The organism is Candidatus Poriferisodalis sp., from assembly GCF_965262965.1.
In the GTDB taxonomy this organism is placed as follows: Bacteria; Actinomycetota; Acidimicrobiia; order Acidimicrobiales; family Poriferisodalaceae; genus Poriferisodalis.
This window is the reverse complement of the sequence record NZ_OZ253573.1, coordinates 4,018,627-4,043,914: the sequence shown is the minus strand read 5'-3', so window position 1 is coordinate 4,043,914 and position 25,288 is coordinate 4,018,627. Positions and strand designations below refer to the sequence as shown.

Annotated in this window: 26 protein-coding genes, 1 pseudogene and 1 other annotated feature; of the genes and pseudogenes, 10 read left to right on the top strand and 17 right to left on the bottom strand. The window is 66.2% G+C overall.

Annotation, left to right across the window (positions count from 1 at the left end; genetic code table 11):
* Positions 1-16: 16 nt before the first annotated feature.
* From ACQY5K_RS19290 to ACQY5K_RS19275, 4 genes are all read right to left on the bottom strand, one after another.
* Positions 17-1,393, bottom strand: a complete 1,377-nt coding sequence (locus ACQY5K_RS19290) for a hypothetical protein (protein ID WP_428118811.1) — start codon at positions 1,391-1,393, stop codon at positions 17-19.
* Positions 1,394-1,482: 89 nt separating this feature from the next.
* Positions 1,483-2,760, bottom strand: coding sequence for an acyl-CoA dehydrogenase family protein (locus tag ACQY5K_RS19285; protein WP_428118808.1), 1,278 nt, complete (start codon positions 2,758-2,760; stop codon positions 1,483-1,485).
* A 61-nt stretch (positions 2,761-2,821) separates the two neighbouring features.
* On the bottom strand, positions 2,822-3,316 hold the full coding sequence (locus ACQY5K_RS19280; RefSeq protein ID WP_428118806.1) for a hypothetical protein: 495 nt from the start codon (positions 3,314-3,316) through the stop codon (positions 2,822-2,824).
* Between the two features lie 12 nt (positions 3,317-3,328).
* The gene (locus ACQY5K_RS19275; protein ID WP_428118803.1) at positions 3,329-4,207 is read right to left on the bottom strand and encodes an HAD family hydrolase; all 879 of its coding nucleotides are present in this window, start codon (positions 4,205-4,207) and stop codon (positions 3,329-3,331) included.
* Positions 4,208-4,293: 86 nt separating this feature from the next.
* Between ACQY5K_RS19275 and ACQY5K_RS19270 the strand changes: the two genes are divergently transcribed.
* A complete protein-coding gene (locus tag ACQY5K_RS19270) occupies positions 4,294-4,452 on the top strand; it encodes a hypothetical protein (protein ID WP_428118800.1) in 159 nt (52 codons plus the stop codon).
* Positions 4,449-4,850, top strand: coding sequence for a type II toxin-antitoxin system VapC family toxin (locus ACQY5K_RS19265; protein ID WP_428118796.1), 402 nt, complete (start codon positions 4,449-4,451; stop codon positions 4,848-4,850). The genes ACQY5K_RS19270 and ACQY5K_RS19265 overlap by 4 nt, the downstream gene beginning before the upstream one ends.
* Before the next feature lie 46 nt (positions 4,851-4,896).
* Here ACQY5K_RS19265 and ACQY5K_RS19260 read toward each other — a convergent pair whose 3' ends face one another.
* The 4 genes from ACQY5K_RS19260 to ACQY5K_RS19245 form a co-directional block, all read right to left on the bottom strand.
* Entirely contained in the window at positions 4,897-5,937 is a 1,041-nt protein-coding gene (locus ACQY5K_RS19260; protein ID WP_428118793.1) for an HNH endonuclease, read from the bottom strand.
* Between the two features lie 352 nt (positions 5,938-6,289).
* Complete coding sequence (locus ACQY5K_RS19255) at positions 6,290-7,234, bottom strand: hypothetical protein (protein WP_428118790.1); 945 nt, start codon at positions 7,232-7,234, stop codon at positions 6,290-6,292.
* Entirely contained in the window at positions 7,231-7,857 is a 627-nt protein-coding gene (gene coaE / locus ACQY5K_RS19250) for a dephospho-CoA kinase (protein ID WP_428118787.1), read from the bottom strand. The genes ACQY5K_RS19255 and coaE overlap by 4 nt, the downstream gene beginning before the upstream one ends.
* Positions 7,858-7,887: 30 nt before the next feature.
* Positions 7,888-8,679, bottom strand: coding sequence for a TIGR03084 family metal-binding protein (locus ACQY5K_RS19245; RefSeq protein WP_428118784.1), 792 nt, complete (start codon positions 8,677-8,679; stop codon positions 7,888-7,890).
* 88 nt (positions 8,680-8,767) lie between these two features.
* Here ACQY5K_RS19245 and ACQY5K_RS19240 point away from each other — a divergent pair, with 88 nt between their 5' ends.
* Positions 8,768-10,846 (top strand): acetoacetate--CoA ligase, encoded by a 2,079-nt coding sequence (locus ACQY5K_RS19240; protein WP_428118781.1) that lies wholly within the window; start codon positions 8,768-8,770, stop codon positions 10,844-10,846.
* A 47-nt stretch (positions 10,847-10,893) separates the two neighbouring features.
* Positions 10,894-11,277, top strand: coding sequence for a hypothetical protein (locus ACQY5K_RS19235; RefSeq protein ID WP_428118778.1), 384 nt, complete (start codon positions 10,894-10,896; stop codon positions 11,275-11,277).
* 8 nt (positions 11,278-11,285) lie between these two features.
* Here the strand turns inward: ACQY5K_RS19235 and ACQY5K_RS19230 are convergent, their stop codons facing one another.
* From ACQY5K_RS19230 to ACQY5K_RS19195, 8 genes are all read right to left on the bottom strand, one after another.
* Positions 11,286-12,929 carry an ABC transporter permease gene (locus ACQY5K_RS19230; protein ID WP_428118775.1) on the bottom strand — a complete coding sequence of 548 codons (1,644 nt, stop codon included), beginning with the start codon at positions 12,927-12,929 and terminating at the stop codon, positions 11,286-11,288.
* A 20-nt stretch (positions 12,930-12,949) separates the two neighbouring features.
* Positions 12,950-14,089, bottom strand: coding sequence for a thiamine ABC transporter substrate-binding protein (locus ACQY5K_RS19225; protein ID WP_428118772.1), 1,140 nt, complete (start codon positions 14,087-14,089; stop codon positions 12,950-12,952).
* A gap of 175 nt (positions 14,090-14,264) precedes the next feature.
* On the bottom strand, positions 14,265-15,332 hold the full coding sequence (locus ACQY5K_RS19220) for a 6-phosphofructokinase (RefSeq protein WP_428118769.1): 1,068 nt from the start codon (positions 15,330-15,332) through the stop codon (positions 14,265-14,267).
* Positions 15,333-15,409: 77 nt separating this feature from the next.
* Positions 15,410-16,612, bottom strand: a complete 1,203-nt coding sequence (locus tag ACQY5K_RS19215; protein ID WP_428118766.1) for a CaiB/BaiF CoA transferase family protein — start codon at positions 16,610-16,612, stop codon at positions 15,410-15,412.
* Between the two features lie 93 nt (positions 16,613-16,705).
* Positions 16,706-17,437 (bottom strand): nucleotidyl transferase AbiEii/AbiGii toxin family protein, encoded by a 732-nt coding sequence (locus tag ACQY5K_RS19210; protein ID WP_428118763.1) that lies wholly within the window; start codon positions 17,435-17,437, stop codon positions 16,706-16,708.
* The gene (locus ACQY5K_RS19205) at positions 17,434-18,423 is read right to left on the bottom strand and encodes a helix-turn-helix domain-containing protein (RefSeq protein ID WP_428118760.1); all 990 of its coding nucleotides are present in this window, start codon (positions 18,421-18,423) and stop codon (positions 17,434-17,436) included. The genes ACQY5K_RS19210 and ACQY5K_RS19205 overlap by 4 nt, the downstream gene beginning before the upstream one ends.
* Positions 18,424-18,557: 134 nt before the next feature.
* Positions 18,558-18,683 carry a hypothetical protein gene (locus tag ACQY5K_RS19200; RefSeq protein WP_419920576.1) on the bottom strand — a complete coding sequence of 42 codons (126 nt, stop codon included), beginning with the start codon at positions 18,681-18,683 and terminating at the stop codon, positions 18,558-18,560.
* 24 nt (positions 18,684-18,707) lie between these two features.
* Positions 18,708-19,199, bottom strand: a complete 492-nt coding sequence (locus ACQY5K_RS19195) for an SRPBCC family protein (RefSeq protein ID WP_428118757.1) — start codon at positions 19,197-19,199, stop codon at positions 18,708-18,710.
* 40 nt (positions 19,200-19,239) lie between these two features.
* Here ACQY5K_RS19195 and ACQY5K_RS19190 point away from each other — a divergent pair, with 40 nt between their 5' ends.
* The 3 genes from ACQY5K_RS19190 to ACQY5K_RS19180 all read left to right on the top strand — a co-directional run bounded on the left by ACQY5K_RS19190 (position 19,240) and on the right by ACQY5K_RS19180 (position 20,798).
* On the top strand, positions 19,240-20,379 hold the full coding sequence (locus ACQY5K_RS19190; RefSeq protein ID WP_428118754.1) for a serpin family protein: 1,140 nt from the start codon (positions 19,240-19,242) through the stop codon (positions 20,377-20,379).
* The gene (locus tag ACQY5K_RS19185; RefSeq protein WP_428118751.1) at positions 20,286-20,555 is read left to right on the top strand and encodes a serpin family protein; all 270 of its coding nucleotides are present in this window, start codon (positions 20,286-20,288) and stop codon (positions 20,553-20,555) included. The genes ACQY5K_RS19190 and ACQY5K_RS19185 overlap by 94 nt, the downstream gene beginning before the upstream one ends.
* 84 nt (positions 20,556-20,639) lie before the next feature.
* Positions 20,640-20,798 carry a hypothetical protein gene (locus ACQY5K_RS19180; protein ID WP_419920579.1) on the top strand — a complete coding sequence of 53 codons (159 nt, stop codon included), beginning with the start codon at positions 20,640-20,642 and terminating at the stop codon, positions 20,796-20,798.
* Between the two features lie 310 nt (positions 20,799-21,108).
* Here the strand turns inward: ACQY5K_RS19180 and ACQY5K_RS19175 are convergent.
* Positions 21,109-22,353, bottom strand: a pseudogene (locus ACQY5K_RS19175) (IS3 family transposase).
* Positions 21,937-22,051: a sequence feature (AL1L pseudoknot), on the bottom strand. Its footprint overlaps the pseudogene before it by 115 nt.
* Positions 22,354-22,612: 259 nt before the next feature.
* Between ACQY5K_RS19175 and ACQY5K_RS19170 the strand changes: the two are divergent.
* Genes ACQY5K_RS19170 through ACQY5K_RS19160 form a run of 3 tightly spaced genes read left to right on the top strand, consistent with a single transcriptional unit; the run spans position 22,613 to position 25,094 of the window.
* A complete protein-coding gene (locus ACQY5K_RS19170; protein WP_428118748.1) occupies positions 22,613-23,428 on the top strand; it encodes a TIGR04255 family protein in 816 nt (271 codons plus the stop codon).
* Positions 23,380-24,231, top strand: a complete 852-nt coding sequence (locus tag ACQY5K_RS19165) for a hypothetical protein (protein WP_428118745.1) — start codon at positions 23,380-23,382, stop codon at positions 24,229-24,231. The genes ACQY5K_RS19170 and ACQY5K_RS19165 overlap by 49 nt, the downstream gene beginning before the upstream one ends.
* 2 nt (positions 24,232-24,233) lie before the next feature.
* Entirely contained in the window at positions 24,234-25,094 is an 861-nt protein-coding gene (locus tag ACQY5K_RS19160) for a hypothetical protein (RefSeq protein ID WP_428118742.1), read from the top strand.
* The last annotated feature ends 194 nt before the right edge of the window (positions 25,095-25,288 follow it).

Genomic DNA, 25,288 nt, shown 5'->3' with positions numbered 1-25,288 from the left:
CTCTCCGCGCGGCCTCTCACGGCAGGCGGAGGATGATCCCTTCGAGTGGTTCACCGACGTGCGCCCGGCCAGAGGGCACCTCGTCCGGGCCGGCTTCGACGTCCCAGACCATGACGTCATCGGCGAGCGTGTACAGCAGGAAGCGGCTGTGTGGCGCCCACGCCATCTGACCGAGATCGACCCCGAGCTCAGGCGAGTGGCGGCCCCATTCCTCGTCAAGGTCGATGACCATGATCCCGACCGGGCTGCCGTTGCCGTGCTGCAGTCGCACCGCGAGCCGACTGCCATCGGGTGAGAGCAGCCCCTGCTCGCTCCAGCGATCCGGCGACGACGCCAGCAGTTCATCGGGCAGGTCCACGTAGCGCTCGGCGATGTTGCCCGTGGCGATGGGGTAGCCCTCGCAGACCGTCTCGCAGTCCTCGGCGGAGGCGCCCTCGGTGCCGTCTGCCGAAGAGTCGCCAGCGAGCTCGCCGCAGATCTCATCGCACCATTCGTCGCGTCGCTCGACCCCCACCGTCGCGCTGAACGCCGTAGCGATGACCTGACAGCCGTACTCCTCGCAGTGCAGCCGCACCACGTTTCCGGGACCCACGGCCAGGACCCGCCCGGCGCCGAGCTGAAGCGCTGCGTTGCGCCCGTCGACTGCCATCACGCGCCCGGCCAGCGTGACCACCACATGGTCGCCCAGCGCGCCGTGCACGACGGCTTCGTTCGGCAGCTGCACCGCGGAGCGGAACACCCCGTCGGGACCGACGACGCGAGCAAACAGATGCTCGGTGCCGCGTACAACGGCGACAATGCCCGACGGAGAGTAGGCAGGAAGAAGCTGCTCGACATCCTCGGCGAGCAGCACGAGATCACCGCTCGCCAGATCAACTCGCATCACATCGCGACGGATGCCGACGACAACAACGCCGTCGAGCTCGGTGAGCGTGTGCGGCAGTCCGGGCAGCGGCACGAACGTCACCTTGCCCGAAACCAGGTCGAGCTGGTAGAGCCACGCCGGCGGGCTGTCCGTCGGGTCTGCGGCGAGCGTGCCGATCAGTTCTGCTGCCGGCCGCACGGGCGGCAGATCGCCGACGGGAGTATCCAGCTCCGACGGCGGCGGAAGCGTCGTGCGCGGCGGGCGTGACGGCACCGTCGTGGAGGTGGCGGCTGGGGGCTCGCTGGTGGTCGTCGGCGCTGTTTCCGCTTCGGCAAGCTCGTCGCCGCCGCGGAGCCAGGCCACGGCGATTGCCGCAATGCCCAACGCGGCGACCAGCGCCAGCCCCGCGACGAGTCGCGGCGGCACCGGCGATGGCTGCCGTTCGATCAGCGATTCCTGGACACCGCCAAATTCGGCACCGCCCTCGGGCAGAATCTCCAAGCCCCGTGGCGGGTCAGGAACGCTCACCGTCTTACATCCGTCTCATCCAGTGGGCGCCAGCGTGGGGGCTCGCGTTCGAATGGCGTCTGCGCACGGAGTGTGCGAATCGGGAACCGTCACCAGGATGTGGCGTTCTGAGGCAGCTCGCGAAACGGCGTTGCGGGATCGGGACCGGGCTCTCTCGGCAATCCCAGCACGCGTTCGCCGATGATGTTGCGTTGGATCTCGTCGGTGCCGCCGTAGATGGACGGAGCGGGCGAGAACACCGTCATCTCCTGCAGCACGCCGTCGGTCGCCGCGTCCGCTCCCCACAGCGTCATGTCTGCGCCGAGGATGGAGCCGGCCAGCGATCTGGCACGCCGCAGCGCGGCAGTCATGCGAAGCTTCGCGAGGTTGCCCTCGCCGCCGGTGCGCTGCGAGCGGTGGCGCCCGCGAACAGCCGACAGTCGCATCAGCTCGAGGTCGGTGTGCAGCGCTGCGAGCTCTTGGCGGACAACCGGATCGTCGGCTCGGCCCCGTTGGCGGGCCTGCGCGGTGAGCTGGCCGAGCGTGCCCGGACCCACACCTCCTGCGGCCAGCGGCAAGCGCTTGCCGCGGAAGGGACCCGCCGGTCGGTCCAGGTGACCCGCGATCGAGCCAGGGTGAGCGGCTGCGTACGCGAGGCCGTGGCTGCCTCCGATGCCGGCTCGCTCGACCGCGAGCGTGGTGTTGGTCACGCGCCAGCCGTCGTTCAGTTCGCCGATGACATTCGCGTGGGGCACGCGTGCCTCGTCGAGGAAGACCTCGTTGAACAGCGATCGGCCCGTCATCTCACGAAGCGGGCGCACCTCGACGCCGTCGGCGGCCATGTCGAAGGCGAACCAGCTGAGTCCTCGATGCTTCGGCGCAGTGGGGTCGGTGCGGGCGACGAGCATGCCGAGGTCCGCGTGGGCGCCTTCAGAGGTCCACACCTTCTGGCCAGAGACAATCCACTCGTCGCCGTCTCGGATCGCTTTGGCCTGGAGGCCGGCAAGGTCGCTGCCCGCACCTGGCTCGGAGAACAGCTGACACCACGAGTCGGTGCCGTTGAGGATCGACGGGACATACCGTTCGATTTGCTCCGGGGTGCCGTGCTCCAAGATCGTCGGGGCGGCCAGCAGCATTCCCAGCCCAGCCGGGGAACCGATTGCACCTGCGGCACGGATGGCCTCTACCAGCACGCGTGTCTCGTTGCGGCTCCAGCCGCGACCAAACGGTTCACCGAGCGTGGGATTTGACAAACCGGCGGAGGCGAGCCGCTGCCACCACTCCCGGACGCTCATTGCCGGGTCCCAGTTGTCTGCCATCCACGCGTCCAGTTCGGCCCGAAGCCCGTCTGCCGACGTTGCACCGCCCACCGTTTGCCGCCCGCTCATGGCGCCGAACGCTACCTGCGACCCGATACCCGGGCGTTCGGCTGCCGAAGCAAGCTGAGGATCACGCTTGCTGCCCAAAGCGCAAGAAGATCGCTGTCGTCGGGGCGAAGAACAGACGCCATGCCTGCAGGATGCCGCCATTGGGACCGCAGACAAGTTGGGTTGTCGCGCCGGCCGAGAGCTCTACGACAACCTTCGGGCTGAAGATCCACAGCAGCTGGAGCCGGAGCGTGTAGCTGCCCGGACGCAGCACGTACGACTCGGTGCCGTCGTCGCGGATTCGGCCCACGCGCTGCCCTTCGATGAGGACGTGGTAGCTGCGAATGGTGTCCCGGTAGTGGTGGATGCGCTCGAGCACGATCTCGGAGGTCGGGCCGTCGTAGTCCTGCGGTTCGGACTCCGCCTCGGACTCCGCCTCTGGCATTTCAGGGATGCCCATCGGCCTACTCGGAGCGGTGGCGTTGTGATCAGCCATCTTTCGACGGGCTCGCTCCCAGATCGACGGGCTCGCCGAGGCTGCGCCGCTGCCTCCGACTGCGTCCCGATGTTCAGCCATTCGATCCTCCGCTCACCGGGGAGCCGTTGCGATGTTGCGAGACCGACCGGCCAGCAATGCCTCGAGCACAACTGCAACGCCGTCTTCGGAGTTGCTGGGCGCAATGACATCGGCCGCCGCACGCACCGAATCCGGGGCATTCGACATCGCGACCGAGTGCCCCGCCCACCGCAGCATCTCGATGTCGTTGAGCCCGTCGCCGAATGCGATGACTTCGGACGGGGCGATTCCGTAGCGTTGGCACACGATTTCGAGCCCCGTCGATTTGCTGACGCCGGCCGCTGCGATCTCTGCCATTTCCAGCCCTGACGGACGGATCTCGGTACCGAGCGGCATCTCCGACGCCAACTCGCTCACGACGGTGAGCGTGTCGGTGCTCGGTGCGTGCACCAGCCACGTGAGCACCGCGCCGTTGACAGCGGCGATGGCGTCGTCGACGCGCGAAACCTGAAGATCGGCGAGCAAGTCCGATGGCATGCCAGGCGCGAATTCGTGTTCCCACAGGTGCCGCCCGTCCGCTAGGTCGACCGCGAGATGCACGTCGGGCAGCAGCTTGCGGGTGATCTCGGCTGCCTCGATGGCCTCGGTGTGCGTCATGGAACGGTCTGCGATCCGCTCGCCGGTGGCGATGTCCATCACGACCGCGCCGTTCAGGCACACCGCGTACGTCAAACGGCGGGCACGACGCACGACAGTGGTCGTTTGCGGCCATGGTCGGCCTGTGGCGAGCACCGTCATGACACCGGCGTCAGCAAGCTCTTCGAGCGCGGCAGCGGTGCGGTCGGTGAGCACGCCGTCGCGGGTGATCAGTGTGCCGTCGACATCAAACGCCGCGAGCTTGGGCAGCGCTGCTGGCGTGTCCCCCGCTGTGTGAGTCGGTGGAGTCGTCATGACCAGAACCGTAGAGGGCAGGTGTGACATGCCGGACATCGCCCTGGAACGGTTCAGGTGCAACACCTAGTGCTCCACTCTGGTCGATGCCCACGCCCCGAGCGAAGCTCATTCCCCTCGTCCTGGCCGACTGGGCACGGGGCGGGCAGTCGCCGACGTCTCGCGCCGATGCCCGGGCGATGCTGGCAGGCTCGCTGCCCGGCTCGTCGGCACTGTATGACCGATCCCAGGATTGGCCTGAGTGATCGTCGCCGATGCGAGCTGGATCGCCGCGCTACGCGACCCGAACGACGGTCACCATGACGCAGCCGTCGAGATCAATCGTGAGATCGCCGACGAAGACGCCCTGCTGCACCCGGTAACGCTTGCCGAATGCCTCGTCGCGCCAGCCCGACTCGGTGCGCTCTCCGATGCGACGTCGAGGCTCCGCGCCTCGCTTGAAGTGCCCGACATGGACCGAGAAGCACCAGAACGCTGGGCATCGCTACGAGCCGAGACCGGCCTGCGACTCCCCGATGCAATCGTCCTCGACATCGCCCTGAATCACAATGCACGGGCGATCGCCACCTTCGACGCAAGAGTCGCAGCAGCCGCGAAACAGCACGGACTCGAGATATTGGGGCAGCCGAACCCCTCTCCCTAGTCCTTCGTCGTGATCGTGATCGGGGCTGCGTCTGCCCGGAGTGTGGTTATGGGCTGCGGGCTGTGGCTGGTGCTCGGGCGGGCGGACTGGAGTGGTCGTGCTCGGGTGGCAGCAGGCGGGGGCGGCCGTCGGGTGGGGTGTCGATCTTGGTGTCGTGCTGGTGCAGGTCGTGGTGGCAGGGTTCGCACAGCGACGCCAGATTGGGGATTTCGGTGAGGCCGTTGTTCTCGAAGTATTGGATGTGGTGGGCTCGGGTGGGCTCGCTGGTGAGCTCGCAGCCGATGCAGCCGCCGTCGCGTACGGCGAGGATGAGCCGTTGGGCGTCGCTGGCGTTGCGTGTGCGGCCCAAGGCAAGCTGGGACCAGTCGGCGCTGAACACTGCGGGGAGCACGTTGGCGTCGACGGCGTAGTCGGCGAGCTGTCGTGCTGATAGGGGGGTGCCGTCGTCGCCCATGCGCATCGACCCCGAACGCTCAAAGCGCTGCAACGCCAGCTCCGCGTCGATGGGGCTGAGCCCCGCCGCGGCGGCCTCGGCTTCGAGATCGGCGTACACCGCCAAGCTCTCATACGCCAACGGGTTGCGGGCAACGGTGTCGCAGGGATACGTGCGGCACAGCTCCAAGAACTCGTCTTCGCTGCGGCGGTGCTTTTGGGGAGCCTCGCGTGCGATCACCTTCGCATGCGACGTCTGGATCTGCCCGCACTTCAGCGCGTCGAGTGTGGCAGACAGGTCGTGCTCGACAAGGCTTTCTGCGAGCCGGGACTCCGTGCGTGCCTGGGCGGCGTTCATGCGGGTGAACTCGCGCAGCTGATATGCCGCGGACTGCGCGCCGCAACGCGACGTCATCTCGCCCAAAGCAGCCAGATACTCGCCCTCGACACGGGCCCGCAAAGCCACCAGGCCCACGACCCGGTCCTCCAGATCGCTGTTGCTCAACGCCCCAAGATCGACACCGGCAACGGCATCAAGCGCAGTCACGGCCGCGCCGGCCTCGTGCTCAGCGACGGCGGCGCAGCCGGTTGAACCGGTCGTGCTCGCAGCCGATCCGTCGCCGCAGGTGCGGTACGCGGGCGGGTCGATGAACATAGGTAAAACATACATATGTTCGCTGCCGGTTGCAATCGTTCGTGCGCATCAATTTCCAGAAATCTCCGAGAATCGCGGCGCGAACGGTCGCTTCACGCGCTCGAGGACCTCAGCTTGCACGTCTTTCCGGGAATCTTCGAGAATTGCGACGGTGAATCCGGCCGTGACAGGTTCACCGGCGTGCAACCCCGCGATACGCCGAAGCCCGGGCCACAAACGAACTGTCTCGCCCGTCGCCCGTCGCCAATCGCTCAGCCGGCTCAATGCTGCCGGCATGTTTAGATGAGGGTGCTTAGTTCGAGTGCGTGACTGTCACGGGATGGGGGCCGGCAGCCCGGCGAGCCCCAAGTTCTCAGTCCAGGTATTCGGCAGTTGCAGTAGCGGTCTGCAGCAGCCGGTCGGACTCGCCTGCGGTCTCGAAGATGCGGGTGCGGCTGGTCACCACATGTCCGGTTTGGGCCAACACCTCGCCGTCGACGCGAAACGGTCCGCCACGAGCCGGCGCCAAGTAGTGCATGTCTGCGAACACACAACGGGCCCGGCGCTCGCCCCCATCGCACATCCCAGCCAGATGTGTTGCCATGACCTCGGCAACCACGATCGAAGCCCCGCCCTGCAACGAGCCGAACGAGTTGCGGATGCGGTTGTGCATCGGCAACTCGATGCGCGGCTCGCCGGGCACAGGTGAGATGCGCAAGTAGTCCTCCAGCGGCGGCCGGGGATCCAGCTCGTGATCTTCGCGGTAGTGGACGGTGTTGTCGCGTGCCGTGGAGTCCACGACCGGCGTGTCGTCACGGCGGGGCAGGCGCGCGTACGTGCAGGTCGAGCGGGCAATCTCGGTGCCCGCCTCGTCCGTCACCGAGGTCTCGGTGACGACTTGATTCCGCCCGATTCGCAGCGGCGAGCACCGGGCCGTCACCACCGAACCCTCAGCTCGTGCTGCGAGCACCGTCGACAGGTGCAGCGTGGCCGACCAGTCCGGGGACACGACCAGGACCGCGTGGTGGCCCGCCACCGAGTCCACCAAGGTGGCGACGGCGCCGAGCCGCAGCCACCCGCCCTCGGTCAGCGGACCGTCAGCCAGATCGTCGAGGATCGGCATCGTCGCGGTCAGCGACCCATCGGATGACATCTGATGGCTGAGCTGCAAGTGCCGCAAGACGTGGTTCTGAGGCGGATAGCGCACCGGCTGGTCGCTCCGGGGGCCGTCGACAGTTAGATCGTCGCGTTGTGGTGGAACGCCAAGCTCACCGGTGTCAGCTGGCCGGCCACCGGACGGCGTCGCTGCTGTGGTCATGCGGCACGCTCGTCAGCCAGATTGCGCAGCGCGTCCCAGAGTTGCCCTGCCGCATCAGCCAAGTCGTCGGTGCCGCCACCGTTGCCGATGACGAAGTTCGACGCTTCGCGCCGTTGGTCATCGGTGGCTTGAGAGGTCAGGCGGGCCTTGGCGTCGTCGGTCGTCATGCCGCGGCCGGTGAGCCGTTGCAGTCGTACATCGGGCGGCGCTTCGACCGTCACCACCACTTCATAGGGAAACCGAGTGTCGCGGCCCAAGGTGCTCTCCACCAAGACCGCCATGTCGAGCACGACGACATCAGTTGCACGCGTCGCCGCAATCGCTTCGATCCGCTCGTCGAGGAGGTTGTTGATGGCCGGGTGGCTGATCTCGTTGAGAGCGGCGAGCTCGTCCGGATTGTTGAACACGACCGTTGCGAGCGCCGGCCGGTCGATGCCGCCGTCAGATCCGCGCAGGTGACTGCCGAATCGCTCGAGTACCGGCTTTACCGCCGATCCCTCTGGGGCGATGATCTCGCGTCCGAGCGCGTCGACATCCACCACCGCCGCTCCATGGGAGGCCAGCAGCTGCGCAACGGTGCTTTTTCCGGCACCGATCCCTCCCGTCAGCCCGACGATCAGCACCGCGCCTCCCGCGCACTTCTCGACACCGTGCTAGGCGGCGCGGCGGTGTTGGGTGTCGGTCGGCGGGCCAGCGAATGCCTGGGCGATGTCCATCCATGCCAGCGCAAGCGACCCCTTGATCGACAGCCCGGTCTCGATGTGGTGACGACGCTGGGTCACCGCCAGGCAGAACTCGTAGGCGTCGCCGCTGACCTTGTCGGCCGCGTCCTCGGGCCCCCAAGTCCACACAGCCCCGCTCGGGGCACCCAGTTCCACCCGTACCGGCCCGGCGGGCACCTCAAGGCCCCGGTTCGCATAGCTCCAGCCTCTGGTGCTGACCCCGATGTGGGCGACGTGTCGCAGCCGATCAGTGCGGGGAAGCTCTCGACCGTGCGTGTCTGCCACGTCGTGTCCGTGCGACCACGTCTCCATGAGCCGGGCGGTAACAAACGACAGTGCTCCCATGCTCGGGCCGAACCAGGGAATTCGGTCCTTGGGGTCAAGAGGCCGAACCGCCGCCACCATCTTGGCTCGCTCGGTGCGCAGCCAGTCCCAGATCTCCGCACCGGACATGGAGGCAAAGTCGAACCCCGCCGCCGTGTGCAGATCCATCTCGCCCCGAGCGGCAGCGGCCGTGAATCCAGCAAAGCCGTCAGGATCGACGACGGCCACCGTCGCCACCCAATCGGTCATGCCGAGGTGCACCATGGTTTCGCGGCTGTCCCAGCCCTGCGCGGGGGTGGGCAGGCGCCATTGCTCCTCAGTGATGCCGCTCACAACTTCGCCGAGAGCGTCGGTTTCCGCCTGAAGGTCGTCGCAGATGCCTTGCATGACGGGGGACACTACCCGTACCGCGCGACACGGTCCCGCGGCCCGCAGCACTGTCGGATCTGGCCGATGTGTGTCACAGGCGCTGAGTAACTTGCCATCGATGACCGATGCACCCAGCAACGCAGTTCCGGAGTTTGGTAGCCACGACCCCGCAGTGCTGTGGCGCCCTGACACACGGCGCCGCGAAGCCACACAGCTCTGGCAATTTGCAGAGCGGGTCGGCCTCGGGCTCCACCAGCACTCCTATCGCGACCTGCACGCATGGTCGGTACGACACCCGACGCAGTTCTGGCGTGCCGTGTGGGAATTCAGTGGCGGCATCGGCCACCTCGGGGAGCAATTCAGCGCCGCCGGCGACCGGACGACCGCGCCGCGACCCGGCCTTGAACTCTTCGCAGGCTCGCAGCTGAACATTGCCGAGAACTACCTGCGGCCGCTCGGCGGCGACGGACCGGCCCCAAGCGATGCAGCGCTCTTTTTCTTCGGCGAAGACCAAGTACGGGCGACGATGTCGCACGAGCAGCTGCGAGCCGAGGTCGCCGCGTGCCAACGGGCATTGGCGAACGACGGTGTCGGCGTCGGCGACCGCGTGGCGACCATGCTCCCCAACGGTCCCCACGCGCTCATCGTGTTCCTCGCCGCATCCTCGCTCGGCGCCGTGTACTCCTCGGTCAGCCCAGACTTCGGGACCGACGGCGTGCTCGACCGATTCGGCCAGATCGCGCCCAAAGTGCTCGTCACCGTCGACGGCTACTACTACAACGGCATCTGGCACCGCACCCTCGGCAAAGCGTCCGAGGTGGCCGACGGGCTCGCTGGCTCCGGTTCGCCCCTGCACCGGCTGGTGATCGCTCCCTACGACGTCGAGGGCGCTGGCGACGCCGCCGCCCTGGGCAGCACCAATTGGTCCGAGTGGCTCGATCCGCATCGGTCCGGCACCGGCACGGACATCTCGTTCGAGCGGCTGGGCTTTGACCAGCCCGTGTACATCCTGTTCTCGTCAGGGACGACCGGAAAACCCAAGTGCATCGTCCACCGGGCGGGGGGCGCGTTGCTCAAGCTCTGGAGCGAGCATCGGCTGCACTTCGACGTGCGCCCCCGCGATCGGCTCCTGTACTTCACCACCACCGGCTGGATGATGTGGAATTGGCTGGTCGCCGGGCTGGCCAGCGACGCCTCGCTTGTGCTCTACGACGGTTCGCCGTTTCACCCCAGTGGGTCGCGGCTGTTCGATGTGGCCGACGAGACCGGCGTAACGCTGTTGGGCGTCAGCGCCAAGTTCATCGAGAGCGCCGTGAAGGCAGGCCTGCGGCCCGCGCAGACTCATTCGTTGGACACCGTGCGCGCCGTCGCCTCAACGGGTTCGCCACTCGCCCCCGAGGGCTTCGACTGGGTGTACGAGAAGATGTCCGCAGACGTGCACTTGGCGTCGTTCTCGGGCGGCACCGACATCTGCGGCGGCTTTGTGATCGGCGACCCGACGGGTCCGGTCCGCCGTGGCGAGATACAGGTGCCTGCGCTGGGTCTCGACGTCGACGTTGCCGGAGGCGACGGCGCGACTGCCGCTACGGGCCAGCAGGGCGAGCTGGTGTGCCGCAATGCCTTTGTGTCCATGCCGCTGCGTTTCTGGGACGACCCCGGCCACGATCGCTACCGTGCCGCATATTTCGATCGGTACCCCGGCGTGTGGCACCACGGCGACTTCGCAGAGTGGACGACCAGCGGCGGCATGATCATCAGCGGCCGTTCCGACGCCACGCTGAATCCTGGCGGCGTGCGCATCGGCACCGCCGAGATCTACCGACAGGTCGACCAGATTGACGAGGTCCTCGAGAGCGTCGTGATCGGCCAGCGCGTCCCGGCCGGCGAGGCTGCGCCTTCCAGCAGCGACACACGCGTCGTGCTGTTCGTAAAACTGCGCGATGGGTTGACGCTCGACGACGAGCTGACCGGCCGCATACGTGCGCAGATCCGTTCGGGGGCGTCGCCGCGCCATGTCCCCGCAGTGGTCGCACAAGTGCCCACTATCCCCCGTACCCGGTCTGGCAAGCTGGTGGAACTCGCCGTTCGCGACGTCGTCGAGGGCCGGAAGGTTGCCAACGCCGAGGCCATCGACGACCCGGGTGCACTCGCCCATTTCGCCGATCACCCCGCACTGCGAGCACCGCGAGCCAGATGAACCCAGCGAGCACCGCTAGCAGGATGACCATCAAGGAGCCTTGAGACATGGCCTACAGCAAGCCCGTAGCCATCTACATGAAGCTGGTCGCCGCAGCCGTGGTCGCGAACTTCTTCGCCTACCCGTTCTACGGACCCGGCGACAACGGTGAGGCCGCCAACCTCGACATCTGGAATGTGCTGGATTGGTTCATGGCCGCAGCTCTGCTGCTGCTGCTCCTCACGACATGGCAGCGTCGCAGCGCAAACGGCAGCGACCCCGGCGCACGGCGGATGTTCTACGCAGCCGTTGCGCTCACCATCGCGTTTGTGCCGAACTGGTTCAACGCAATGGTGAACGACGGCGGCGACTTCACGATCTGGCATCTCATCGACACCGCGCTGCCCATCGTGCTGTGGACCGAAGGACACCGGCTCTGGAAGCGGGCGTAAGGGTCCATTCAGAACAGGGACTCGTCGGTGCGGCGCAACCCCTCGATGACCAGCACCGACAGCGCGGTCGCCGCCATGAGCACCACGGCAAGCGCCATCGCCTGACCCCGCAGGCTCTCGCCGGGCGTTCCGAGCAGGCGAAACAGCGCCAGCGGCGCGGTCAGCGTGTCGGGCCGGCGCGGCAAGAAGGCGGTCGCACCGAATTCGCCGAGCGAGACGGCGAACGCGAACGCGGCACCCACGGCGACGGCCCGCGAGGCGATGGGTATGTCAACCTCTCGGCGCGAGCGCAGTGGCGCCGCGCCCAGCACAGCAGCCGCTTCGCGCAGGCGATGGTCGATCGAGCGCAGTGTCGGCACCAAGGTCCGCACGACGAACGGCATGCCCACCAGTGCATGCGCGACGGGAATGATCCACCACGCGGTTCGGAAATCGAGCGGCGGCCGATCCAAGGCCAGGAGCATGCCAAGCCCGACGGTGACGGCGGAGACTCCCAGCGGCAGCGTCAGCCCGACGTCAAAGAGGCGCCTCAGCCATGCTGCACCACGCGACGCTGCGCTGCGGCGGACCGAACCCCCTACGACGACAATCGACGCCAGCACGCCGATGACAGCGGCAATGCCAGTCGCGAGCGCGGCGAATCCAAGCGAATGCCACAACGCCGCGACGGCCGTAGTGGGCAGCATGGGCACACGCTCGGCAAGTGCCGCGAAGTTGGCCCAGCCGTAGCCGTCTCCCGTCGACAGGGCACGCTCCACAAGCGTCGCGATCGGCACGCCCAGCAGCGCAATTGCCACGATCGCATTCACCCCGATCACGGCCCGGCTACGGCGCGGGGCTGTCCGGCCTGCTGAACGTCGGGCCACAGCGCGGCGGCGCTCGGCAATCCCCGCGAGCGCCACCAGCGTCGCTACCGCCACGAGTTGGCAGAGCGCCAGCGCTGCCGCTGTGTCGAAGTCCAGCCGCGTCACCGCGTACCGGTAGATCTCGGTCTCGACCGTGGCGCGCGTCGGGCCGCCCAAGATCAAGATCACCCCGAATGAGGTGAACGAGAACAGGAACGTGACCGCCGCCGCTGCCGCCACCGCGGGGCGCAGCAGCGGCCAGGTGACGTGCCAGAACGCCCGCGCCGGAGTGGCGCCCAGAATCGCCGCTGCGTCGGCACTGCGGCCGTCGAGGCCCGCCCACCACGAGCCGACCGTGCGCACGACGACGGCGTAGTTGAAGAACACGTGCGCCAGCAAGATTGCCCACACGGTGTGGTGCAGCGACAAAGCGCCCGCATCGAGCCCGAAGCGGTCGAAAACCGCCTCGAACGCGCCAGCCACCACCACTGTCGGCAGCACGAACGGCACGGTGATCAACGCTCGCACGACTCGACGCGCCCTTGGCCCGAGCCGTGCCAGCATCGCCGCGCCCGGCAATCCGACAGCCAGTGTCAGCGCCGTCGACGCGACCGCTTGCCAGAGCGTGAACCAGAGCACGCCGCGAATCGGGGCGCTCCCCAATAGGTCGCGCAGCCCGCTCAGCCCGTCGCCCACCACGGTCAGCACGGGGTACGCGAAGAAGATCGAGAGGAATCCCAGCGGCAACGCTGCTGCGACGGCCCAAGCGACCGTCGCAGCACCCCATCGGCGACGCGTCGGTGACACCTCGGTCAGCCGTTCAACGGTCAGCGCAGAACGATCTCCACCCAGCGCTCGGTCCAGGCGTCGCGATTGGCCTCGATCTCAGCCGGGTCGAGCATGAGCGGTGCGGCGGGAACTGCGGTGTGCTCGACGAATTCCGGTGGCAGCGCGGCACTGGAGATGACCGGGTAGACGAACATGTTGAGCGGCACATCGTTCTGCCACGTCTCACTGAGCATGAAGTCGATGAGCGCCTGCGCACCGGCTTCGTTGTCGGTCCCCGAAAGGATCCCGGCGAACTCGATCTGGCGGTAGCACGAGTCGGTGATGACTCCCGTCGGCGCCACATCGGTCGGCGGGTCGGCGTAGATCACCTCGGCTGGCGGACTTGACGCATAGGAGACGACCATCGAGCGCTCGCCGCCGCCGGCGATGAACTCGCCGTAGTAGGCGTCCTCCCAGCCGGCTGTTACCGCAACGCCATTCGCCCGCAGGTCCGCCCAGTACTGCTCCCAGCCGTCACCGAACGCAGCGATGGTCGCAAGCAGGAACGCCAGGCCCACAGATGACGTCTCGGGATGCTGCACCACCAGTTCGTCGGCGAAGTCTGCGTGGGTGAGGTCTGCGAGGCCGACAGGCTCACGCGGCAACGCGTCTTTCCAGTAGTTGACACACACGTCGCCGTAATCCACTGGAGTAACGCGATGGGAAGGATCGAGCTGGAGGTCGGCCGCCACATCGACAAGCCGTGGCGACTCGTACGGCACGAAGATGCCCGCGTCGAGACCTCGCTGGAGAAACGTGTTGTCGATCCCGAACATCACGTCGCCGAGCGGCGTGTCTTTCGTCAGGATCGCTTCTGCGACGAGCGTGCCCGCGTCGCCCACTTCGAGCAGCTCCACCCTCACCCCGGTCAGTTCGGTGAACGTCTCGAGTGTCCCGTCAGACAGGGTGAACGAGTCGTGGCTCAACAGCGTCACCGTCGTGCCCTCGACGGGGACGTCTTCAGCGTTGGACGCAGCACTCGGCGACTCAGTCTCGGGCGGCGCCGGAGACGCCGTCACAAAATCGTCGTCAAAGTCGGTGTCACCAGTGGCGGTGCCCGTGTCGCTGCCGCACGCGGCAGCGATCAGCACCACCGCGCCCAGCGCGACGATGAGTCTGAGGGTGAAAGGTGACTTCATGTGCTTCCTCCGCTGGCATTACCCAGATCAGGTTCTCGGGTCGGCGCCAGCGCATCCCATGCGCCACGCCCTCTCAGCCCTGCGGGCTCCCCGGTGTGTGTTGTGCGATTCACCCTACCGCCCCGCAGGGTTCACGCTGCCTGGGCGATGAACCCGCCCGTGCCGCTCGCCGAGCTCAGAACCAGCGGCGCGACGAGGTCACGCGGGTGAGCACCGGCGCGGTCGTGATGAGGTCCAGAAGCTCGAGCTGGTCGCCGGTGAGATAGCGGGTGTGGCCAGCGACCTCGCCGAGCGGTCGCAGCGCAATCTCGGTGGAGTGCACGCCGACGAGATGCCCTGTGCAGCCCTCCATGAGGACCTCCACCGCTCGAGCGCCCAACCTGCTGCCGAGCAGCCGATCCGATGGCGACGGCGGACCTCCGCGCTGGATGTAGCCCAACACGGTCGTGCGGGTCTCGAAGCCGGTTCGCTGCCCAAGCAGGTCGCCGACGAACTGGCCCATGCCGTCGAGGACGCGGTTGCCCCACTCATCGGTGCCCGTATCGGGGACTGCCACGCTGCCGTCGGGAATCGCTCCCTCTGCAACGACGATGATGGACGCATTGCGATCGCGGTGATGCCTGGCGATGAGGCGTTCGGCGATCTCGTCGATGTTGAACGGCGACTCCGGCACGAGGATCGCTGCCGCCCCGCCGGCGATGCCAGCGCCCGCGGCAATGTGCCCCGTTTCGCGGCCCATCACCTCCAGCACCATGATGCGGTCGTGTGACTGGGCGGTGGTGTGGAGCCGGTCGACGGCTTCGGTGGCCACGCCCAGCGCAGTGTCGAAGCCGATGCACACGTCTGTGCCAAAGACGTCGTTGTCGATCGTCTTGGGCACAGCGACCACCGCAAAGCCGGCCTCGGACAGCCGATGTGACGTGATGAGTGTGCCGTCACCCCCGATCGTCACCAGCGCTTCGACGCCGTCGCGTTCGAGCTGGGCGATCAGCGGTGCAGGGCCCTCGGTCTGAAGGCGTCGACTGCTGCGCGAGGTGCCGAGCATGGTGCCGCCGCGGGGCAGCGTGCCGCGTACGGCGTCGGGATCGAGCTCGACGCTGTCGCCGTCGAGCACGCCGTTCCAGCCACGGCGGTAGCCGACGACGCTGCGATCCAGCTCGTGTCCGGCGGTCCTCACCACGGCTCGAATGGCGGCATTCAGGCCAGCACAGTCGCCGCCGCCAGTAAGCACCCCGATTTGCACGCGCTCAGGCTACGTGAGGCGTCGCGAGCAGCCGGAGTCACACGTCGCCGTCAATCGGCCCGCATCACACGTCGCCGTCAATCAGCGACCAGCACTCCAGCGCTCTCGAGCTCGTCGAGCCGGGCGTCGTCAAGATCCAGCAGGCCGCCGATGGTCTCGCGGTTGTCGGCGCCACGGGCCGCAATGTGACCGTCAGTGCCGATGCCCGAACCGAGCGCCGGGCGTGCCGGCACCGCGTAGCCGCTCTCGGCTTGGGCCAACAGACCCCGATGCTGGGCCCAGTCGGTGCGAGCCAGCTCCGAGATCGAGCGCATCTCCGACACGCTGAACGGCGAGCCGGCTTCGAGGGTTCGGCGAAAGTCGTCGAAGTCGGCGAAGCCCGCTGCCCACTGGGTCATCTCGGCGTACAGCTCGTGCCGGTTGGCCATGCGAGCCTCGGGAGTGGCAAAACGCGGGTCGTCTGCGAGGTCGGAGCGCTCCATGACCGCCACCGCATCGTCGAACCATGCCGCAGGGTTGCCCGCGAGGCCCCAGACCCGTCCGTCAGGAAGGACGAGGATCGGGCATTCCTGGCAATTGCCTGCGTTGGGACCGTCCCAACCGCCCGCCAATTCAGTCGCAACCCACTCTTGGATGTACACCATCGACTCCACCATGCACACGTCGAGATGGCCGCCGCGCCCTGTGCGCAGCGCCTTGACGAGCATGCCGTTGATCGAGCTCGCGGCAAGCAGCGCCGTCACGATGTCGCCGAGCACCAGCGCCGGCTGCTGCGGGCCCGAGCCTGCCTTGCGCATGTTGTGCTCGATGTACCCCGACTCCATGTGCCCCACGGGCGCATACGCACGCCGATCGGCCCACGGCCCTGTCTGCCCGAAACCCGTCACCGAGCAGTACACGAGCGCCGGGTGCGCTTCGCACAGGACGTCGCGGCCCAGGCCGAACTTGGACATCACCCCCGGCCGGTAATTCTCCACGACCACGTCGCAGTGACCCACCAGCTCGCGGACAAGCTCCGGCGCCCCAGGTGCGGTGAGATCAACCGAGCAGAAGCGCTTGCCAGCGTTCTGCTGGGAGAAGTAGGGGTTCTGGCCTCCCGGTGCGTACGGCGGGAACGTCCGGCACAGGTCGCCGTCAGCGGGCTCAATCTTGATGACGTCAGCGCCGAGGTCGGCCATCACCCGTGTCGCGAGCGGCCCGGCCACGACGCGGGTGAAGTCCAGCACCCGGATGCCCTCCAAGGGCCGCTGATCAGCGCCGTTCGCACCCGATTCCGCCATTGCGCTGCGAAGTCTGGCACGGCAGGCCAGCGCATTTCAGATCCGGATCGAATTCGAACCGAGTGCCCGAGTTCGGTGGAGGCCTCGGTCGGGCTAGTTGCTAACGCGCTGAGCTGAGGCGGCCGCCGAAGCGCTGACCGTCTGGTCGCGCATCTCAGCGATGCGGTCGCGAAGCGCGGGCACCCGAGCTTGTAGGTGGTTCAATGCGTCGTTACGCCGGTCTTCGTAGTCGGGGTCGCTCGGCAGGGTGCCAGGACTCTCTAGCAGGCGGGTCATCTCTTCGAGAGCGCGGGGCGGGTGGGTGTATCCGAACCGCTTGCAGTAGTACCCGAGCCCGGCCTCGAGGCTGCACGCCCCGGACTGATCCATCGCGGCAAGATCCAAGTAGTCGCGTAGCTTGGGCCGGAATCTGATCACGTCGAGCTTGGCGGCCATCAGGTCCGGAATGGACCCCACCTTCATGCCTTCGATAGTTGTGCCCGCAGCAACCCATCGCATCCGTGAGGGCTCCACACCGTTCGAGGGCAGAGCGCGGAATATGTCGACTTTCACTCCGTCGACGAAGCCATGGAACATGTTGTCGGAGACCTCGTCGATCACCACGCTGGAGGCCGCTCTGCGCAGGCGCTTCTCTTGCGCTGTGCCTGAGAACTTGCGCAGTGTGATGACATCGAGATCCTCGGAGACTCGGTGGCGCAAATGGATCGCGACAGCTGTGCCTCCCATGAGGGCACCGCCGACGCGGTTCGCGCAGTCCGCAACATGAGGCCACACACGTCTCAGGTTCTCGGGCAGCACGTCGGCCCACGCGTCGAGTCCGCTCATGGAGCAACTGCGCGTCGGGCGATCTCGCCGTCGAGCAGTTCGGCCCTCAAGCCGGTGTCGAAGCCCCGCAGTGCGCGGCACTCTTGCAGCACCCCGGTCGGCAAGGCTGAGAGCGCCCACGCTCGCGCGCACGGATCGCGTCCGCCGACCAGCGTCTCGGCGATGTGCAGACCGTGCTGCGAGATTCTCAGCGTGTCAGCGGAGGCACCCGACCAGAAACTCCGCCAGAAGCGTTGGGGAACCTCGTCGTCGGTCTCCCTAGGCCGCTGCGTCGGCACGTCACGCAGAAACGACAAGACCACCATGGCGCCGTCCGACCACGACAGTGACCACACCGTTGCCTGTCGCAGTTCGTAACCGTGCTGGATTGTCGACTTGGTGCTCTCAACCCAGCCGCGTTGCTCTAGGGCGGCGAGGCAGCGCAGCGTCTGGGAATACGACACACCGGCGAGCTGAGCGATCTTGGCCGCGGTCGCGCCGAACGGCCTGGCCCTCAGCGCGTTGAGAACCGACTTGGACCCGTGGCTCAGCGTCGGAAGCGGGCTGTCGGTGGCCCGCAGCGTGGCCGGCAGCGGGTCGATCTGCCACGGGTCTCGCGTCGGGTGACGCTGCGGCCCGTTGCACAGAAGATGGCGCAGCCGCTCCTTGAAGGAGCGGGATTTCACGGGCCCGAGCAAGGCGGCGATCTTGCGTGCGGTGACCCGTGAGACGCCGATCTCCTCTGCGACGCTCGAAGCCGAAGGATCCTGCAGCTCGGCGACAGCGACCCAGGCCGAGGGGGAGAGTTTCGTGGAATGGATCGCGGTACTGGAGGTGACGGTGAATCGTCTGCGGCAGTCGCCGCAACGCCAGATGGACCACATGGCGCCGGCACCAACGCTCTGGTCCGAACAGCGCACGCTGCCGCACACGGGGCAAGTCGCAGACCCTTGCCATCTCGCATCGATCAGGAGCTGTTCGGCACGCTCGCGTTCAGTGATCGCCATATGGCCATGATACTCGCTGGTGGGCAGTTTTGTTTCCAATGCGAACCAGAGAGGAGGTCCGACGCCGAACACCATCGGCCTGAGACTGCCGGAGCACCACCAGATCGCCGAGAACTTCGAAGGAGTGCCTGGCCTCAGGCTTCGGGGCCGTCGCTGCCGGTATAGAAGGCGAGGGTGCGCTCTGCAGCGGCACGCGCTTGGTCGGGGTCGCCTCCGTCGGCGATGTCAGCGTCGGCCCACCCAACGCTGCTTGCGGCCATGAATTCGTTGAACGGGCCCTGGAGTTAGGGGTCCGCTGGATCAAGCGGCGGCGCATCCGGTGCTGCGAGGTATTCGGCAATGGCCAGGAGCGCCATTTCCCAACCGATTCCGGTTGCTCCTGGGCCGTACTGCTCCCAAAACTCTGGCGGTATCGCAGCGGTGTGCTCAACGGTGAGGCCGGTGCCGTCCCCGGACGGAGTCAGGGTTGCGTGCACCCAGCTGATGTCTCCGTCGAATTCCCAAGTCACTCCGATGAGTCGTGGCTTGTCGCAGGTGACGATGTCGCCGCTGGCGTTGTCCTCGATGTCGAACCGGCCACCGACTCGCAAGTCCCCACTCGTCGGGCCGAGCCAGACCTGGATCCGCTCGGGCGCAGTGAGCGCGTCCCACAACTCTTCGGGCGCAGCGTCGAACGTCCGAACCGCAGCAAGCACCCGCATCGGCCGGCCCACACGGGTTCTTGTGGACAGTGAGCGCTGGACCGCGCCGAGGTGACCAGTAACCGTGAACTTCATGGCGCGACTATTTCAGTCGCCGCTGTAGCGTCGAATGGCCGTGAACAGGTTGCTCGGGTTCCTGGTCGTGTTGTGCTGGGTTGCAGCGGCCTGCGGCACCTCAGCGGACACCACCGTCCCCGCCACCGGCGCGACAGCCGCCACCACGGCAACGTCCATTGGAGTGACGGCAGCCGAGCCCGCAGTCCCTGCAGCAATAGAGACAGTCCCTGCAGCGATAGAGCCGGTCACTGATCGCCTGCCGGCAGATCCCGACGCTCCGATGGCCGAGTGGGTCGCGGGAGTCAACGCAGCAGGGTGGGACTTCCACCGGCACCTGGGCGGCAACGCCGTGTCCAGCCCCATCAGCATCGGCGTCGCTTTCAGCCTGAGCCGAGCCGGGGCGTCGTCCGACACCGCAGCGATGCTCGATGAGATCTTCGGGTTCGCAGAGCAGGGCAGCCACAGCGCCGCCAACGCCGTCGGTCTCATGCTGGCCAAGGCGTCGGCAGAGCCCAACACCGTGGAAGTGGCCAACCGGCTCTTCCCCGACGACGGATTCTCTCCCCGGCCCGAGTTCCTCGACACCGCCGCCGCGCACTACGGAGCCACGATCCAACCGGTCGACACCGCCGACGGCGCCGCCGCTGCCGAAGTCATCAACCAATGGGTCTCGGGACGCACCCGCGGCCTCATCCCGGTGATCGTCAACGAGGCCGTGGTCCAAGACCAAGAACTCATCCTGGTGAACACCGTGTACCTCAAGGCCGACTGGCTGGAGCCGTTCTTGGCCGACCTGACCAGCGACGGCAAGTTCACCACCGACACCGGCCACTCAGTGATCGTGCCATTCATGCGCGACCCAGAAGCGGTCGATCGCCGTTACGTCCGGATGGACGGCGCCGACGCCGTGGAACTGCCCTATGTCGGCCGCGACCTGGCGATGTGGCTGATCGTGCCTCACGAGCGCGACGGCCTCGCAGCCGTCGAGGAATCGCTCGACGCCGCGGCTTTGGTCGGGCTGTCCGGCGCTGCCCGACAGGGCACCGTCGATCTCACCATGCCCAAGTGGGAACAGACACTGGCGCCGCCTGCGGATCTCTTCGAATGGCTGTGCCCCTGGGGTTCTGCCCCGGTGCGGGGTTCGACGGCATCGCTCCAGGCATCTTCATCACCTCAGCGCTCCACAGCGCCAAAGTGATCGTCGACGAGAAAGGCACCGAAGCAGCAGCAGCCACCTCCATGGGCTTCGAACTGTCCGCGCCGCCACCCCCTGATCTCACCGTTGTCGCCGACCGCCCCTTCCTATGGGCGATCATCCACCAGCAAACACAGGCCGTGCTGTTCATCGGCCGCCTCGTCGACCCCACCGCGTAGAACAACACCATCGTCCCTGATGCCTCCGAACTGATCGGCACCGCCTTCCTGTTCCTAATCCTGCTGGCCGTTTTCGGCGGGGGGATGTACTGGCTGCTCGGCTACGCCGCAAAGAAAAGCGGCAAACCGATCAAGCGTTGGGTCAGGACCGCCATCGTGGTGGTGTTCGGCATCGCTTTCGGGCTCTTCTTCGCGCCAACGTTCTCGTTCACCGATGAAGTTGTTCGGGTCGTGGAGCATTGAGATACGACCGAAGCTGAAGGGCCGCTTGTCTCGCATCGAGGATCTCGATGCCAAGGGACGCGCAGCGGATCTGCCGGCTGCTGGAACCAAAACGCCCAGAATTTCAACGCGGGCGCCCCCGAACGCCCACCAAACGCTCTTCTCGGGCTAACTCGCAAACATCAGATCCGGAAACTCCCAAACAAGCCGCTGGTGGCTTGTTTGCGAGTTAGGGCCCGGTGCCTCTGACCTGCGGCTTTGTTCGCCCGAAGCAGCCCGAACAAACGGACTCCACATTTGAGATCTGAACCGCTCTGGCTTTGTTGGAGACTCATTGGTTTGGTTTTCCAGCCCCGGCTGGGGTGGTCTTGTGGGCAGCGTAGAACGCTGATTCGAATTCTGCGGGCGGGGTGTCGTTGCAGTGGCCGTGGAGCCGTTGCTGGTTGAACCAGTGCACCCAGCCCAGGGTGGCGAGTTCGAGCTGGTCGACGTCGTGCCAGCCGTGTGTGTCGGGCCCGTAGGCGCATTCGGCCTTGTAGAGACCGTTGGTCGTCTCGGCCAAGGCGTTGTCATAGGAATCGGCGACGGTGCCGATGCTGGGGCGGGCGCCGATCTCGTCGAGGCGTTCGGTGAATTGCGATCCCGCGTCGGAGTGGGCCACGAGCCCGACCAGGCGGCGGTTGCCGCGTGAGCGGCGGGCCGTCTCCAATGCGTCGAGGACCATCTCGGTGCGCATGTGCGAAGCGACGCGCCAGCCCACGATGCGGCGGGAGAACGCGTCCACGATGAAGCACACATAGGCCATGCCTGCCCGGGTCGCGACATAGGTGAGATCGGTCACCCACAACGCGTCGGGCCGATCCGCGGTGAAGTCGCGGTTGACCAGGTCGGGAGCGCGAACCGCGTCAGGATCCTGACGCGTGGTGAACATCTTGCGCCGCCGGCTGACGCCGCGTACGCCCAGCTCACGCATCAGCCGGGCAACCTGGTCCCGGCCGATCTCGTGACCCGCGCGCCGGGCGGCCTTCCACAGCTTGCGTGCCCCGTAGACCTTGCGGTTCGCGACCCACAACGCCAACAAGACCCGCATCCACACCGCGTCCGAGACCGCCCGCGCGGACGGCTCGCGCTCACGGCGCTTGGCCGCGTAGTACGTGCTCGGGGCCACCCCCAGCGCAGTGCAGATGGGCTCGACCCCGAGCTCGCCACGATGAGCGTCGACGAACGACACCGTCACCTCAGTGGGCGGTCGAGCCCCTTACGCGAAAAAAGCCGACGCCTTGCGCAAGATCTCGTTCGCCCGACGCAGCTCCCGGTTCTCGGCCTCCAGCGCCTTGATCCGCTCAGCCTGCTCGCTGTTCACACCAGGGCGCAACCCAGCATCGACCCCGGCCTGGCGCACCCACGACCGCAGCGACTCCACCCCGATCCCCAACTGGGCCGCGACCCGCTTCACCGTCCCGTGATCGGTGCCCAGCTCCTTGCGGAGCTGACGCACAGCACGCACAGCACGCTCCTTTTCCGCCTCGCTGTACCGACGCGTCGTCGGCTTCCCAGGCGACATCTCATGTGGCATGACTCCATCCTCGTATCCAAGATCAGGAGCCTTCAACCAACCCAGGGCGATTCACCGACCCGGGAATCCCGCGCTCACCAACAGCCAATCGGTGGATTCAGGCTAAGGCACCCCACTCGCTTGAGCCCGCTGTCGTCCAGCGGCTGCCGTGGCCGCGAGGCCGAATGTCATTTGACGACGACGAAACCCTGAATCGGTCGCGGCCTGATTCAGGGTGGGCTATGTTGCAACCTCCCGTATGTGAAACTAAAGGTGAAATATGTCTGAGGTGGGTCTCGTGCCGACGCCATTCGGGGAACCCGTCGACGAGCTGTTCCTCTCCGACCCTCCGCTCATCGTGGCCGTCGCACAGATTCGGTTTCCCGCTGTCGCCTCGATCGCCCGCGAAGATTTCATCGGGCCGTTCCAAGAGCACATCCGTGACGAGTATCCATTCCTGCACGAGGAACGAGAAACGGTCAGCGTTCAGTTCGACGAGGGGGACGTGCGGGCTCAAACGAGCGGGTCACCTGTTTGGCGGTTTTGTGATCGCGCACAGGATCCTGTGTGGAAAGTATCGCTAGGGACATCGTTCGTGGCGCTCGACACAGTCGATTATCCGAGCCACGCAGAGTTCCTGAGGCGTCTTCGCGAGGTGCTAACGGCGATCCACGCGACGATGGGGCCCGCTAGCTGCACTCGCCTCGGAATTCGGTACGTCGACCGCATCGCGGCCGACTCTGACCTTCCGCAGCTCGTCAGGTCCGAGATGCTCGGAGTCGTCAGTGCTGAGGGCGGCGATGAGCTTGAGCTTCAGCACGCACTCACGGATGCACAGTTCAACTGTCCCTCAGCCACTCTCCACGGGCGTTGGGGCCTGTTGCCGCCTCGCGCCGTTCTGGACAGCCTGTACGGAAGCTCAGTTGCCACGCCTTCGTGGCTTCTCGATCTTGACATGTACGCTGATGACATCGACGGAGCGTTTGACGTCGATCGATTGCTGGATATGTCAAGGGGATTTGCGGAAGATATCTACCGGTTCTTCCGATGGGCAGTTACGCCCGAGCTGTTGCGCAGATGTGGCGGTCGGATATGACGGAGGCAACAGGTCAGAGCGCTGCTGGGTTTGAAACCTCGGTCTCCGCTGAGGCAGATTCGTCAGCGTCGCAGTGGGACGCGTGGATTTTGCGGGGGACTGCATCATCGGCGGCGTTTCTCGACGAAGTCTCGGTGCATAACTTCTTTGCCACTTGCCTTCCGCCCGTGGGCGGTGTGGTATCCATTCCGCATCAGTGGCTACCGAATCACGAGTTCCACGACGAGAAGCGCGCCCCATACCTGTTTGTGCTCACGCAGATCGCCGATACGAACATTCGAATAGCTCATGGGGATCAACGACACGTTGCCCTCCACACCCACGGATCTGTACTCGGTGCCGAACACTCCACGCCACGACAGACCAGCATTCAACAAATCGTTCATGAGATCCGGTACAAGACAAATCTCACTTGGTCTCAGATCGCCAATGCGCTGGATGTTCAGCCACGCTCGCTGCACTACTGGGCGGAAGGGCGACCGGCGAACAGTGGAAATGTCGAGCGCATTATGGAGCTGGCGAGGGAGATCAACCGGCTCGCAACAGACGACCCAGCCGAGACGACAAACCGCTTGCTCGCGCCGCGAGATGCTGAACCGTCGGTGTACATGGATTTCTGTCAGCGAAGCGAGTATGCGAAGATCCGGAAACCCGGTTCGCTTGGAATCAGAGTTGACGATGATGATCCGCGTCGTCGGCCTGTCTTCCGACCGTCACAACTCATCGACGCGCGACACGATGAAGTCGGATCGATGGAAGGCGAGTACGTCAAGACGATACGCCGCACCGACCCATCGGGGTAAGCGTGTCGTTCTCCGTCGAGAGGCAGCTGTCTGATCGCGTCGATGCTGCCACGCAGACGTGGCAGCAGGGCGATGTCCTCACGTTGCCGACGACGCAACGGGCATGGATGGCGGTTCCTGATGCACCGCTGACGCTAGCGAGCGAGCAAATGGACTCAGGTGAGCTTGGCTGGGTAGTGGCGTCCGCAGAACGCTTAGTCATTGTGTCGCAGACCTGCGACATCGTCCGAAGTTGTCGTGAGCATCCTTTCATCACGCTCGCAGCCGTCATCGAGCTTGACGAACCGATCGCCAGCCAGGCGAGACGCGGGCACCGGCCCCGGCTGCTGCCGCTTCCGGACATCGGGGCGAGCTCTTTTGCCGATATGAACCTGCTGGTCGGCGCCGAAAAGTCCACCTTGCTGGGGCTGGAGCCCATTCGTGGGTTGGAGAACTCGGAGGGCCAACGTCACTTCGCACGGGCAGTGGGACGTGTGTTCGAGCGTCCGGCGTTCCCTGATGACTTGAACGAAGCACTTCGAGGTCTGCTTGAACGCATCAGGGCGAAGCACAACAGGAACAGCCCTGAAGGTCAAGCACTTGAGAGCCTCCAGGAGATCCGCGTCGTTGTCGAATCCGCGGACGAAGCGCACAAGATTCGGATAACGGTCTTGTTCTGTCCTGAGAGCCGACCTTCGGAAGAATCCAGGCCGAGACACAGCGAACTTCAGGAACAGATCGCTGCGTGGGTGACCCGTACGCGACGTACGGGAATCGTTGTCTCGGTTGACGGAATCCTCGCGCCGCTCGATGAGATGACGGCGCTCGAGTACCGCGCAAGCGACCCCCTCGACCTTGATTACCTCACCGCGCGTGGTGCATAGCGAGCGGGTAGCTCGTTGGAGGTGTGCCAGCTCTCGATTCGCCCAACGCGCACAACGACTGGGCCAGCTGTCTGATCCCTGTCCTGTGGGTGCCCAAAATGGTGTCGTTGCGGCCTCATCGGCAACGCAGACGGGGCGTGCGACACGAACAGCACGATTTCTTTGGGGAGCGCACTGACGTTGGTGGCGCCTCC